The organism is Flavobacterium hydrocarbonoxydans, from assembly GCF_009789235.1.
Lineage (GTDB): Bacteria > Bacteroidota > Bacteroidia > Flavobacteriales > Flavobacteriaceae > Flavobacterium > Flavobacterium hydrocarbonoxydans.
This window is the reverse complement of sequence record NZ_WSTB01000001.1, coordinates 288,150-302,566: the sequence shown is the minus strand read 5'-3', so window position 1 is coordinate 302,566 and position 14,417 is coordinate 288,150. Positions and strand designations below refer to the sequence as shown.

The window sequence follows — 14,417 nt, the reverse complement described above, 5'->3', positions numbered from 1 at the left end:
AGTAACAGATGGCAGTATTTAAAACAATATCAATCCTATTTATATTCTGTGTAAGTTCTCTTTTTGCTCAACAAGAAAAAATGGCATCCATAAAGGGCGGTAGTTTTGTGCCCCTTTATGGTGCTACTTCTGAAAAACCGGTCAACATACCTTCTTTTACTATTGATGTGTATCCAGTTACCAATATACAATTTCTTGCTTTTATCAAAAAATACCCAGAGTATAGTCGTTCTAAAATCAAAGGTATTTTTGCAGATAAAAGTTATCTGGCACAATGGACAAGTGATTTCGATTATGGTTTAAAGAATTTAAACAATGCCCCGGTTACCAATGTTTCCTGGTTTGCTGCCAAAAAATATTGCGAATGTCAAGGCAAAAGACTGCCAACAATGGACGAATGGGAATATGTAGCCATGGCCGATGAAAAACGTATTGATGCACGTTCTAAAAAAGAATTCAATAAATACATTTTGTCGTGGTATGAGAAGCCAAAAACCTATTTAAACCCTGTAGGTCAAACCTTCAGGAATTACTGGGGCGTTTATGACATGCACGGTTTGGTGTGGGAATGGACAGGCGATTTCAATAGTATCTTTCTTTCTGGCGAGTCCAGAAAAGATAAAGCTACAGATAAAAATCTTTTTTGCGGCAGCGGATCCGTAAATGCCACCGATTTAATGGATTATGCGGCTTTTATGCGCTATGCTTTCAGAAGCAGCCTGAAAGCAAATTATACCACCAAAAACTTAGGTTTTCGCTGTGCCAAAGATTTAAAATAGGTTCTAAACTATTTATATAAAAAAATGAAAAAACTGTTCCTGGGATTAACATTAGTCCTTTTAGTTTTACAGGGATGTAATACTAATAAAAAATCCGAAGATAAACCGATTTCAGATTTATCCATATACAATCTGCCTTCAAAATGGACCAATCAAAATGGGCAAAATCTTGAAATGAAGGATTTAAAAGGCAAAGTGCTCGTTATGGTAATGATTTATACTTCCTGCAAGGCAGCTTGTCCCAGACTAGTGGCCGATATGCGAAATATAGAATCTCGTTTGTCTGAGAACATCAAACCCGATGTAAAGTTCCTATTGGTAAGCATAGATCCGGAAGTTGATACTCCGGCACGATTAAAAGAATTTGCTATTGCTAATAAAATGGATGGGGAACAATGGGAATTTTTGAGATCCACAGAAGAAAATACCCGAGAGTTTGCAGCGGTTTTGGCAGTCAACTACAAGAAAATTGCTCCTTTAGATTTTTCGCATTCTAACATAATAAGTGTTTTTAATGCCGAAGGGGAATTAACATTTCAGCAAGAAGGTTTGGGTGTAAATTCTGAAGCAACGATTAAAAAAATTACTGAAGAAGCTGAAAAGATAGAGTAAACTTCTTTCTTAAAACTTACAAAATGAAAATCTTGAAAATTATTGTTATAACACTTTTACCAGTGTTCAGCTGTATTGCTTTTGCTCAGGAACTGGATGCAAATTTACAGATCAGACCTCGTTATGAGTTTAGAAATGGCTATAAAGCCCCAATTCCTTATGGAGAAACGGCAGCTCAATTTGTTTCATCCAGAACTCGTTTGAATCTGAACTTCAGGCAAGATCAATTTATTACCAGACTTACTATGCAAAATGTTCGTGTTTGGGGAGATGTGCCCACAAATACCAAATCAGATGTAAACGGGATTCAGTTATATGAAGCCTGGGTGCAATATAACTTTAGTGAAAAATGGAGTGCGCGTTTAGGCCGTCAGGTGATTTCGTATGACAATCAACGCATTTTTGGTGAAGTCGATTGGGCACAACAAGCGCAAAGTCACGATGCTGCGATAGCAACTTTTAAAAGTAACAAAAATCATCTGGATGTAGCGATTGCATATAATGCAAATGCTGAAACCGAACTTACAACACCTTATACCGTGCTAAATTACAAATCGATGCAATATGCTTGGTACCATACTGAGTTATTGAAAATAAATATGAGTTTCTTGTTTTTAAATACAGGTTATGAAAATAAATTAACAGATCCAGTTCCAACACCAACACCCGAATTGAAAGTAGATTACATGCAGACTTTTGGAACGTATTGGAAAACCAAAGGGAAATCCTGGGATGTAGACTTATGGTTTTATGGGCAAACAGGAAAAAATGCAACTAATACAGTAAATGCTTTTGACGTAGCTCTTAATTTTAATTATGACCTGACCGATAAGTTTAAAGCTGGTTTTGGATACGAATATCTTTCCGGAAAGAGCCAGGAAAATACTAGTTCAGCAATAAAATCCTTTCATCCTGTTTTTGGAACCAATCATGCCTTTAATGGATATATGGATTATTTCTATGTGGGAAATCATAAAAATTCGGTTGGTTTAAAGGATGCTTTTTTGAAATTTGCATACAATGTCAACAAATGGCAATTTGCGTTATTTCCCCATGCTTTTAATACTGCGAATACCGTTTTGGATGCTAATGGAAATGAAATGAAGAACTATCTTGGTACGGAAATCGATTTTACATTTGGCTATTCAGCGCATAAATTTGTGAATGTAACGGGAGGTTATTCCCAAATGTTTGCTACCGATACCATGCAAAGATTGAAAGATGGCCACGTTGATCACGTTAACAATTGGGCGTGGGTAATGATTAATGTAAATCCTCAGATTTTTTCGCATAAAAAATAATTTTTAATTCACTTGAAAGCTGTCTAAAATGCTATATTCTAGAAAGTTTTGCATAACCCCAATGGGCTGATTGGATTAGTATTTGTTTTTTTTCATTTTGTGAAATACTGGGTTTTATAGCTTATTTTTATTAATTTCATCTTTATTTTCTGGTTATTTTGACTTGAAAACAATAAATGATTTATATCATGTTTTAGGATTACGGACTATTTTATCTTTGTTTAAGAATTAATTAAAGTAAGTATGAGCAATTTATCACAATCACACAGAATATTATTTTTAAACACACTTGCTTTTGCAGTCTGTTTTGCTTGTTGGACTTTAAATGGTGTTTTAGTCACTTTTTTAGTTGACCAGGAAATATTTGATTGGAATGTAGTTCAAATCGGATGGTTATTGGGAATTCCAATACTTACAGGCTCGCTCATGCGGTTACCAATGGGTATTTTAACAGATAAATATGGAGGTCGAGTGGTGTATTCTGCTTTGCTGATTTTGGCATCTATTCCATTGTTTTTGCTTCCTTTTGCTGCCAATTTTTGGATGTTCGCACTATTGAGTTTTATGTTCGGAATGGTAGGAACAAGTTTTGCTGTTGGTGTGGCCTATACTTCACTATGGTATCCTAAAGAATGGCAAGGACGTGCCTTAGGAATTTTCGGAATGGGTACTGCAGGAGCTTCTATTACTCCCTTTATAGCACCCAGTATGCTAAAATACTTTTCAGAGTCAGATCCAGTAAATGGGTGGAAATTTTTGCCTGTTATTTACGGTGTAGTATTGTTGACGATGGGTATTGTTTTTATTCTTTTTTCGAAAACTAAAAAAATAGAAGCAAAAGCAAAAACAGTTAAAGAACTTTTACAACCGCTTAAAGAGGTGCGTGTTTGGCGCTTTGGAACCTATTACTTTTTGCTGTTTGGTTCGTTTGTGTCATTTTCCCAATGGTTGTTGCCTAATTTTATGAATGTTTATCATACAACTTTAATTTTAGGAGGGCTGTTTACTACTTGTTTTAGTTTACCAGCTGGTATTATTCGTGCTTTTGGAGGATTTTTATCCGATAAATTTGGAGCAAGAAAAGTGATGTATTGGGTATTGAGTACTTCGGTAGTGTTGAGTTTTTTACTTTTGTTTCCAAAAATGAATATTACTACTTCCGGTAGCGGCTTGATGGCAGCAAAAGCAGGAACGGTTACACAAGTTTCACCATCTAAAATAGTTATTGGAGAAAAAGAATATTTAGTTACTTCAAAAGATGTTAATGCAGAGCACAATCCGTTTTTTCCATCTAAAAAAACATGGCAGGAAGTTGTTGTAGCAGAAAATCAAAAAGTTCAGAAAAAAGAATTAATTGCAGACGGAATCACGCAAATTCATTTTGAAGCGAATATGTGGGTTTATCTTGTCTTGGTTATTTTAATTGGGACTTGTTGGGGAATTGGTTCGGCAGCAGTTTACAAACACATTCCTGAATATTTTCCAAATCAGGTAGGGGTTATAGGAGGAATGGTTGGAATGATTGGTGGTTTGGGAGGATTTATTGGTCCAATAGTTTTTGGATACCTGCTTGCTTTTACTGGTTTTTGGACCAGTTCATGGCTCTTTATCTTTGTCTTATCTATTATTTGTTTGATTTGGATGCACCGTGTAATTGTAAAAGTGACTAAAGAAAAACTACCTGAATTTGCTCAGGATATGGATAGAAAAGATGTTTCAGAATAGCCAATGAATATAAAATATTATTAATTTTTATTATAAATTAGAACGAAATTAATCAATTGATCTTGCAATCGATTAGCCTCTTGCTTTTTTTTTGTAAATTAACCTCTTTAGTAGTACAACATTTTTAAAAGCTGTTTTTATAAATAGTCAGAAAATGAAACCTATTTCATGTATTTGGTTCGGATTGTAATTTGTAAATTAACAGTTATTCTTTAATAATTAGTGTTTAAAAGTGACTTGAAGTAATGATAATTTAAAATGAAAAATAGAAACTACAATATAAAGGCTTTACTAATTGCCGCTTCCATGTCCGTGCTAATGATCATATTAGTATTTTATGGATCCAGAAAACTGCAAAATTTTGATGCGGCATTAATTACGTATTTATTTGGGACAGTATTTGCTTTTTTTGGTATTGTATACCGTTATTCTGTTTGGCTGCAAAGGCCGCCAACGTGGATTTATTTCAAAAGAGGAGTAAGTTACTTGTTTACGGGAAAAGTGTTTTCTCACTTTTGGTTTGCTTCAAAAGAAACAATTGAAAATATTGCTTTTCAGAAATTTATTTATCCCCGGGGCAAATATCGGTGGATGGCGCATTTTATGATTGCCATAGGCTGTACTTCCGCTTTTTTAATTACGATTCCATTGACTTTTGGATGGATTCATTTTACTATGGCCCCCGATTCAATATCGGTTTACGAAGCACATTTTTTCGGTTTCAAGGTCATGGAATTTAAATTGGGTTCCATTATGGCCTTCCTAACCTTTCATGCCCTGAACTGGTCTTCTTACTTGGTTATTTTCGGTTCGTTATACTACTTAAGAAGACGTTTGACCAATCCTGGTTTAATTGCTACTCAAACTTTTGAAGGCGATTTATTACCCCTAATTTTATTAATTGCTATTTCCGCTACAGGATTGGGGCTAACCTATTCCTATCAGTTTATGAAAGGTTTTGCATTTGATTTCCTAGCTGTTCTGCATGCAGTAACGGTAATTATGTTTTTAATCTGGATTCCGTTTGGAAAGTTTTTTCATATCATTCAGCGTCCGGCACAAATTGGGGCACATATATATAAAAAGCAGGGAATGAAAATGGGAATGGCAGTTTGTGAGCACACCGGAGAGGAATTCGCTACCAATTTGCATATAAAAGATCTTAAAACAGTAACTAAGGAATTAGGTTTCAATTTTGACAGACCGGATGGAACATCGCATTTAGATTTAAGCCCTGAAGGTAAAAGATCCCGTTTGGCACAAGCCCACTTAAAAGCACGACTGGAAGGCGGAAATTTATTTGGCTAATTTTTTTTTAGTTGAATTGAAAATTAAAAACAACACTGGTGATTTTTTTATCGCATCGGTTAAAAAATATAAAACATGGCAAAATTACCTGTTTCGGAACAAAACATTATCACGCAATTTGGACCTCATAAAAACTACACACCGAAAGATGGTTATGAGGGCAGGGATGAGCCAGATGAATTGGTAAAAACACATTGTTGTTTTTGTGGAATGCAGTGTGGTATTCAATTGTCGGTTAAAGACAACAAAGTAGTAGGTTTTGAACCCTGGATGGAATTTCCGTTCAACGAAGGGCGTTTGTGCCCTAAAGGGGTCCAGCGCTATTTACAGAACAATCATCCGGACCGTCTCTTGTCCCCGCTAAAAAGAGTAGAAGGGCAAGGATTTGTACCAACGTCCTGGGATGATGCGATGGGTAAAACAGTTTCTGAAATTAAAAGGATTCAGGCGCAATATGGAAACGATGCCTTCTCAGTCCTTTCGGGTGTTTCGCTAACCAATGAAAAAAGTTATTTGATGGGTAAGTTCGCCCGTGTCGCTCTAAAAACAAAAAATTTAGATTATAATGGACGCTTGTGTATGGTAAGTGCAGGAGCAGGAAATAAAAAAGCATTTGGTCTGGACCGGGGCTCTAATAACTATTCGGATCTGGAATATGCGGAAGTAATTATTGTGGCTGGTGCCAATGTTAGTGAAACTTTCCCAACATTAACCCACTGGATTTGGAAAGCCAGAGACCGTGGTGCAAAATTGATAGTTATTGACCCAAGAATGATTCCATTAGCCAGAACAGCCGATCTTCATTTGGATGTCCGCCCGGGAACAGATTCGGCTTTGTATGGTGCAATGCTGAAATATTTGGTGGATCATGACATGCTGGATCACGATTTTATTGCCAACCATACCTCAGGTTTTCAGCAGACTATAGATTCCGTAAAAGATTATACCCTGGAATGGGCAGAGCAAGTTACAGGGATTAAAAAAGAAAAAATTCAACAGGCAGCCGAATTATGGGGCAGAGCCAAAACAAGCTTTTTACTTCATGCCCGTGGTATTGAGCATCATTCTAAAGGCGTAGATAATGTGTTGGGATGCATTAATTTGGTACTCGCAACAGGAAGAATTGGTAAGCCATATTGCGGTTATGCCACTATTACCGGACAGGGAAATGGGCAAGGCGGTAGAGAGCACGGTCATAAATGCGATCAGCTGCCAGGAAATAGGGATATTGAAAATCCGGAACATCGTAAATATATTTCAGAAGTTTGGGGTATTAATGAGAAAGATATGCCCGGAAAAGGGTTGTCGGCTTATGAAATAATCGAAGCCATTCATCGTGGGGAGATTAAAGGGCTATTATCGATTTGTTTTAATCCGCTAGTTTCCCTGCCTAACAGCAATTATGTTCGGGAGGCTTTAGAAAAGTTAGAATTTTATGTTTGTATTGACTTTTTCTTAAACGAAACGGCCCGTCATGCCGATATTGTTTTGGCAGGATCATTACAGGAGGAAGAAGAAGGTACAACCACTTCAGCCGAAGGGCGTGTTATCCGAATCCGTCAGGCAGTTACTCCTCCGGGAGATGCCAGAACCGATACTTCGATTATTTTGGAATTAGCCAAACGCTTAGGGGTGGAGGATAAATTTACGTATGATAGCAGCGAAGCCGTTTTTAACGAATTGCGGGTAGCCTCAAAAGGAGGAACTGCTGATTATTATGGAATTACCTACCAAAGAATTGAAGACGAAATGGGTGTTTTTTGGCCTTGTCCTGAAATAGGACATCCGGGAACACCGCGTTTATGGGAAGATAAAAAATTTAAAACCTCAGATGAAAGGGCTCATTTTAATCCGGCACCGTACAAAGTTCCAGGTGAGGTGCCAGATGCCGATTATCCAATAATTTTGACGACAGGACGTGTGGTTTCTCAATATTTGAGTGGTACACAAACACGAAGAATTGGAAAATTGGTTGATCAGTATCCGGAGCCTTTATTGGAAATTCATCCAAATTTAGCCCAACAATACGGCATCAAACAAAGGGAATTAATAAAAGTTACTACCCGGCGTGGTGAAGGCATTTTTCCTGCAAACATTGTAGAAACGATTCGCGAAGACACGGTTTTTATACCGTACCACTGGTCTGGAAAAAAATCAGCAAACCAATTAACTCCCGGAACATTAGATCCTATTTCTAAAATTCCGGAATTCAAAGTTTGTGCCTGTCATCTGGAACCTTTGCGTGAAATAGCACCACCTTCGAGCGAATCTATGGCTTACGCTAGTGTTTAACAACTAAAAAACAAAAAATGAATTATACCAATTTTAATAAAAATGAAGAGTTTTTTGTAGATATGCAACGTTGCATTGGCTGTAAAGCCTGCGAAATGGCTTGTGCTGAATGCGAAACCAATGGTCAGGAATCTTTAATTCACGTAAATTATGTCGATAGGGCATCAACTGTGCAAACTACTGTACAGGTGTGTATGCATTGTGACGATCCTGTTTGTGCAAATGTATGTCCTGCTGATGCTATTTCAAAAGACGAATTCGGAATTGTTCATACTGCCAATACGGAAAGATGTATTGGTTGTTCGAATTGTGTGATGGCCTGTCCATTTGGCGTGCCTAAAAAAGAAGAGTCCTACGATTTGATGATGAAATGTACGATGTGCTACGACAGAACAAGCGTGGGCAAAAAACCTATGTGTGCTACGGTTTGTCCAAGTGGGGCTTTGTTTTACGGCACCAGAGAGGAAATACAGGAAATGCGTCCAAATAGTTCGCCAGTAAATACTTTCCTTTTTGGAGAAGAGGTAGTGAATACAAAAGTTAATATTATGATGCCAAAAGGCAGTAATCAATTAATAATTTATTAGAATTCATGTCTAAAGAAGATAATTTAAATAAAAACTGGAAAAAAGATTTTCCAATCGAAAAACAACAGGCAACCAATGTGAGCCGTCGCGATTTTGCTAAATTCCTTACACTAGTATCAGGCGGGTTAATGGTTGGGAGTGGTCTGGTGGCAGCCAAAGCGCACCTATTTCCAAAAGATGAGCTGGATGGAGAGCACTTTGTATGTAAAAAAGAAGAGGTGCCTGTAGGGGGTACACGTGCTTTTGTTATCGAAGGAAGTACAATCCCTTATATATTGATTCATCTGGAGACGGGAGAATTCAAAGCGTATGAACAAAAATGCACCCATCTTTCCTGCTCTGTTTTTTATAAGCCTGGCACGGGAGTTATTCATTGTCCTTGTCACGAAGGTTCTTTTGACGCTCAAACCGGAGATGTTATCGCTGGGCCCCCGCCCAGAGCTTTGCCTAAATTGGAAGTGCTTTTTAAAGAGAATGCCATTTATGTAAGAGCATCAGAGAATCTGGAAGAGAAACCAGGATAAATCCCTAAAATAAAAAACCATGAGTACTTTTAGAACTAGTCAGAATCAAGCCAATCCAAATAAATTAAACGCGATACTTTCTACTATTATTTTTATATTAATACTAAATGTGACTATTCAAATTTGGTTATTATATGCCGCCTTGAACAATGCTTTGGATAATAATAAAGAAATCCTTATTCCTGCATTTATAGCTTCATTGATATTATTTCTGATAGGAATCGGTTTGCTTTATTACTTACCAATTGGAAATTTGAAGAATAAACGGTTATAAATTTATTTTAGAGTTTCAAATTAATGTTTTCTTTAGATGTGAAGCAAAGTGATGGTGCTTATTATAAAAAATATGGTTTGTGACCGCTGTATTATGGTGGTGCAGAATGAATTGGGAAAGTTAGGCTTAAACCTAAAGAGCATAAAGCTGGGGGAGATTACACTTAGCAGCGAACCTACGACTCAAGAATTATTTAAATTGGAAAAACGCTGCTTACATTAGGATTTGAAATCATTGACGATAAGAGAAACAGAACTGTAGAAAGAATAAAAATATAATTATTGATTTAGTACATCATCAAAAAAAAGGTGTAAAAACCAATCTTTCCGATGTATTAAGCGACAAACTTCAACATGATTACAATTATTTGTCCAACCTGTTTTCCGAAGCGCAAGACACCACCATTGAAAAGTACTTCATCGCCCAAAAAATAGAAAAGATAAAAGAACTATTGGTTTATGACGAATTGTCCCTCAGTGAAATTGCATTTCACCTTAATTACTCCAGTGTTGCTTATCTAAGCAACCAGTTCAAAAAGGTAACCGGGCTTACTCCGAGCTATTTCAAGCAAAGACGGGAGGATAAAAGAAAACCATCGGATAAGGTCTAAGTAAATCTTACAAATCCATTTCATAATTCCACAACGCTTCCCACCCATATTATCCCAATTTTGTATTGTTAATTAAAGCAAAAAAAAATGGCAACAGATAAAAAGAAGCAAGTCATTTATCTTACCTTGGAAGATGTAGAAAGCGAACATTGTGCACTCATCGTTGAAAAGGGACTGGCACGATTGAAAAGCATAGAAACACACCAGGTAGAGCTGAACAACCGCAGGGCTGTTATCACGGTTGACAACACACAAGCGGTAGCGGAAGCGATCAAAGCAATCAAGGACTTGGGGTATGGCGTTTCGACCGTAAAAAACACGTTTCCAGTATTGGGCATGACGTGCGCCTCTTGCGCGGGCAGTGCCGAGAGCATTGTTACATACGAGCCAGGAGTGGTAAGCGCTGCTGTAAATTTTGCAACGGGTAATCTTACCGTTGAATACCTGCCCAATATGACCGATGCGGCCAAACTGCAAAAAGCGGTACAATCTATCGGTTACGATTTATTGATTGAGGATGAAACCAAACAGCAGGAAACTTTAGAAGTAATCCATGCTCAAAAATTCCAGAATCTAAAAATCAAAACCATTTGGGCAACTATCCTGTCTTCTCCTGTGGTTGTTATTGGGATGTTCTTTATGAATATGCCCTACGCAGACCCTATAATGTGGCTGTTTTCTACACCTGTTGTCTTATGGTTAGGCAAAGATTTTTTCATCAATGCATGGAAACAAGCTATACACCGTTCAGCCAATATGGATACACTGGTGGCACTCAGTACAGGCATTGCATATCTGTTCAGTGTATTCAATATGTTGCTGCCTGAATTTTGGCACAGGCGCGGATTACACGCCCATGTTTATTTTGAAGCGGCGTCTGTTATTATTGCATTCATTCTGCTGGGAAAATTACTGGAAGAAAAAGCCAAAGGGAATACCTCTTCAGCAATTAAAAAGCTGATGGGCCTACAGTCCAAAACCGTCATCGTGATACTACCGGACGGAACCCAAAAACAGACTGCTATTGAAGAGGTAGCTACAGGTGACGTTATTCTTGTAAAGCCGGGCGAAAAAATTGCAGTGGATGGTATAGTAACCTCAGGGAGTTCCTATGTTGATGAGAGTATGCTTAGCGGCGAGCCGATACCAGTACTAAAAAAAGGAAGTGAAAAAGTATTTGCTGGAACGATTAACCAAAAAGGGAGCTTTCAATTTAAGGCCGTTAAAGTAGGAAAAGAAACGATGCTTGCCCAAATTATCAAAACCGTACAGGATGCGCAGGGAAACAAAGCACCTGTACAGAAATTGGTAGATAAGATTGCCGGTATATTTGTTCCTGTTGTGATAGGAATTGCCATCCTGACATTTATGTTGTGGTTTGTTTTGGATGGCGATAACGGAGTGGTACATGGATTGCTCGCAGCCGTTACGGTATTGGTTATCGCCTGTCCCTGTGCCTTGGGTTTAGCAACACCAACCGCTATTATGGTAGGTGTTGGTAAAGGTGCTGAGAATGGCATCCTGATTAAAGATGCTGAAAGCCTTGAACTGGCAAAGAAAGTTGACGCTATTGTTTTAGACAAAACCGGAACCATTACTGAGGGGCGGCCAGAGGTTACGGGTTTCAAATGGCTGAACAATGATGATGCAGCCAGCAATGTTTTAATGAGCATTGAAAAACAATCGGAGCACCCATTGGCAGAAGCCGTAGTGAAACATTTTGACGGCTTACCGACACCCACATTGTCCGGTTTTGAAAGTATAACCGGTAAAGGTGCAAAAGCCGGCCATGACAATGACACCTATTATGTGGGCAATAAAAAGTTATTGGCAGAAAACAATATCATTACTGATGACCAATTACAAATCCAGGCTGAAGAATGGGGCAGCCAGTCCAAAACTGTTATTTGGTTTTCAAACAGCAGACAAGCTCTTGCTGTAATTGCAATATCTGACAATATAAAAGAAAAATCAGCACAGGCTATCCAGGAAATGCAGGCTATGGGCATTGACCTTTATATGCTTACCGGAGATAATGAAGCCACTGCGAAAGCCATTGCTGAGCAAACAGGTATCAGACATTATAAGGCAGAGGTGCTGCCCCAGCATAAAGCCGCTTTTATAAAAGAACTCCAGCAACAAGGAAAAATCGTTGCAATGGTGGGCGATGGAATCAATGACAGTACCGCCCTTGCAACTGCCGATGTTAGTATAGCAATGGGTAAAGGAAGTGATATTGCAATGGATGTAGCCAAGATGACCATTATATCATCGGATCTTACCAAAATTCCACAGGCAATAAGATTATCCAAACAGACAGTAGCTACCATAAAACAAAATCTGTTTTGGACATTTGTCTATAATCTGATTGGTATTCCCATTGCAGCGGGCATTCTCTATCCGATAAACGGCTTTTTGCTTAACCCTATGATTGCAGGCGCTGCAATGGCATTCAGCAGTATAAGTGTGGTAAGTAACAGCTTGCGTTTAAAATGGAAAAAGTAAAACAGTAAATCTCACAAATCAATAAATAAAACAATACATGGGGCATCATACCGAAATTTGTATTTATAAATAACTTTCTAAAAAAGTAAAAAATGGAGAATAATAATCTTCAATTAAACAAATATCAATTGGCTGCTGAGGAGCCCGGATCTTTAAACTGATAAAAATAAAGTGAGATTATAAAAAAAATGGCGTCAATTGTCTTCAATTGACGCCATTTGGCTTGTTTGTGACCTCGACGGGACAAATTACAACATCTTTTTTGGATGATTTGAAGAAATTGGCTTACTATATGTAGTTTCTGTCTTTCATTGGCTTTATAAATTTGGTTTGGATGTCCTGTTGGGTATAGACGAGATTTTTTTAAAAACTGAATTTTGTAATTTATCTGGGTTGTTGGGAATGCCTCAAGGAATAAGCTCACCATCATTATTTGAATGTCGTTCTTGCCACTAAAGTTGTCGGTAATTCCATTTTACCAGTTTTGGCTACTTAAATTATGGTTTTGGCTAAATTTTCTTTCCTGTATCTGCGCAAATTTGCAACATAATAATACTAAAATAATCATTATGTCATCGCAAAGTAAAATTGCAGTAGTAACAGGAGGGAGCCGTGGTCTTGGAAAAGATATGGCGATCAATCTTGCCAAAAACGGATTGGATATAGTTTTAACCTATAACACTCAAAAAGAAGCAGCAGAAAATGTTATAAAACAAATTCATGATATCGGACAAAAGGCGGTCGCTATAAAATTAGACGTCTCAGATTCTTCTAGTTTTGATTTGTTTGAAAAAAATCTTAAAGACCATTTAACTAATTATTTTAACTCAGATGGAATTGATTTCTTGATCAATAACGCAGGGTTTATTCACTATGCAAATTTTGATGCTATCAATGAAGCTCAATTTACAGAAATGGAAAATGTACATCTTAGAGGTCCATTTTTCCTTACTCAAAAATTATTGCCACTGCTAAGAGCTTACGGAGGAATTGTAAATGTTTCTTCAGGACTAACCCGTTTTGCCACGCCGGGATTTGCAGCTTATGCAGCACTAAAAGGAGCAATGGAAACATTGACAAAATATCAGGCAAAAGAACTTGGTGCAAGAAATATAAGAGTAAATGTTATTGCTCCGGGTGCTGTCGAAACAGATATTATGGGCGGTGCAGTACGTGACAATGCAGAAATGAACCAATACCTGGCTTCGCAAACTGCTCTTGGAAGAGTTGGACTACCCAAGGATATTGGGGGCGTGGTAGCCTTTTTATGCAGCGATGCCGGCGGGTGGATCAATGCGCAGCGTATAGAAATCTCAGGAGGTTCAAATTTATAATCAAGCTTAAAAATAGTTAACGTATAGTCGATAAGCTGAATTTTACATACAATTAGAAGAATATAAAATGGAAAAAGAAGATAAAGGTGTAGTCAAAGCGCTGTCGAAACAGGAAATAGATACCATTGAAAGGTTTTATGCAGCTTGGAAACTCAAAAAGCCAGAAGTATTAGACGAAATCTGCATGCCCGACTGGAAAGATATTCCACTGGCACCACATCAAGAAGATAACCCAAAAGGACTGCAGGCAATTATGAAATTTTTGTTCGAATTATGTCCTGATATAGAAATCGTAATTCATGAGATATTTGGCAGCCACGAGCGTGCAGCTGTAAGAGCTTCTATGCAATTTACACATGTAAAGGAAATTATGGGAATTGCTCCAACCAATAAGAAAGTAACAATAGCGCTGCATGAATTTCATTATTTGAAAAATGCCAAACTGACCCATACCTGGCATTTAGAAGACTGGTTTGGTCTTTTGATGCAGAGCAAAGAAGAATAAAAAATCAAATAGCATATTCGTATAATAATTTTTTGAATATACATTTAAAAGAATTCATCTG

At 37.6% G+C, this 14,417-nt stretch carries 12 protein-coding genes and 1 pseudogene; all 13 read left to right on the top strand.

The annotated features are described in order from the left end of the window. The first annotated feature begins 80 nt into the window (after positions 1–80). On the top strand, positions 81–779 hold the full coding sequence (locus GON26_RS01490; protein WP_230407880.1) for a formylglycine-generating enzyme family protein: 699 nt from the start codon (positions 81–83) through the stop codon (positions 777–779). Between the two features lie 24 nt (positions 780–803). Further along, complete coding sequence (locus GON26_RS01485) at positions 804–1,391, top strand: SCO family protein (protein WP_160372957.1); 588 nt, start codon at positions 804–806, stop codon at positions 1,389–1,391. Between the two features lie 23 nt (positions 1,392–1,414). Beyond that, on the top strand, positions 1,415–2,692 hold the full coding sequence (locus GON26_RS01480; protein WP_160372956.1) for an alginate export family protein: 1,278 nt from the start codon (positions 1,415–1,417) through the stop codon (positions 2,690–2,692). Between the two features lie 243 nt (positions 2,693–2,935). Further along, complete coding sequence (locus tag GON26_RS01475; RefSeq protein ID WP_160372955.1) at positions 2,936–4,417, top strand: MFS transporter; 1,482 nt, start codon at positions 2,936–2,938, stop codon at positions 4,415–4,417. 258 nt (positions 4,418–4,675) lie between these two features. Then, positions 4,676–5,725, top strand: coding sequence for a hypothetical protein (locus tag GON26_RS01470; protein ID WP_056205554.1), 1,050 nt, complete (start codon positions 4,676–4,678; stop codon positions 5,723–5,725). 75 nt (positions 5,726–5,800) lie between these two features. Continuing rightward, positions 5,801–8,017 carry a molybdopterin oxidoreductase family protein gene (locus tag GON26_RS01465; protein ID WP_160372954.1) on the top strand — a complete coding sequence of 739 codons (2,217 nt, stop codon included), beginning with the start codon at positions 5,801–5,803 and terminating at the stop codon, positions 8,015–8,017. Between the two features lie 17 nt (positions 8,018–8,034). After that, positions 8,035–8,604 carry a 4Fe-4S dicluster domain-containing protein gene (locus GON26_RS01460; RefSeq protein ID WP_056205550.1) on the top strand — a complete coding sequence of 190 codons (570 nt, stop codon included), beginning with the start codon at positions 8,035–8,037 and terminating at the stop codon, positions 8,602–8,604. A gap of 5 nt (positions 8,605–8,609) precedes the next feature. Then, the gene (locus tag GON26_RS01455) at positions 8,610–9,128 is read left to right on the top strand and encodes a Rieske (2Fe-2S) protein (protein WP_160372953.1); all 519 of its coding nucleotides are present in this window, start codon (positions 8,610–8,612) and stop codon (positions 9,126–9,128) included. Between the two features lie 19 nt (positions 9,129–9,147). After that, positions 9,148–9,402 (top strand): DUF6755 family protein, encoded by a 255-nt coding sequence (locus GON26_RS01450; RefSeq protein ID WP_082577852.1) that lies wholly within the window; start codon positions 9,148–9,150, stop codon positions 9,400–9,402. 51 nt (positions 9,403–9,453) lie between these two features. After that, positions 9,454–10,012 (top strand): annotated as a pseudogene (locus tag GON26_RS01445) (helix-turn-helix domain-containing protein). 87 nt (positions 10,013–10,099) lie between these two features. Further along, positions 10,100–12,517, top strand: a complete 2,418-nt coding sequence (locus tag GON26_RS01440; protein WP_160372952.1) for a heavy metal translocating P-type ATPase — start codon at positions 10,100–10,102, stop codon at positions 12,515–12,517. A 569-nt stretch (positions 12,518–13,086) separates the two neighbouring features. After that, positions 13,087–13,851, top strand: coding sequence for an SDR family NAD(P)-dependent oxidoreductase (locus tag GON26_RS01435; RefSeq protein ID WP_160372951.1), 765 nt, complete (start codon positions 13,087–13,089; stop codon positions 13,849–13,851). 67 nt (positions 13,852–13,918) lie between these two features. Further along, positions 13,919–14,356, top strand: a complete 438-nt coding sequence (locus tag GON26_RS01430; RefSeq protein ID WP_160372950.1) for an ester cyclase — start codon at positions 13,919–13,921, stop codon at positions 14,354–14,356. Positions 14,357–14,417: the final 61 nt, after the last annotated feature.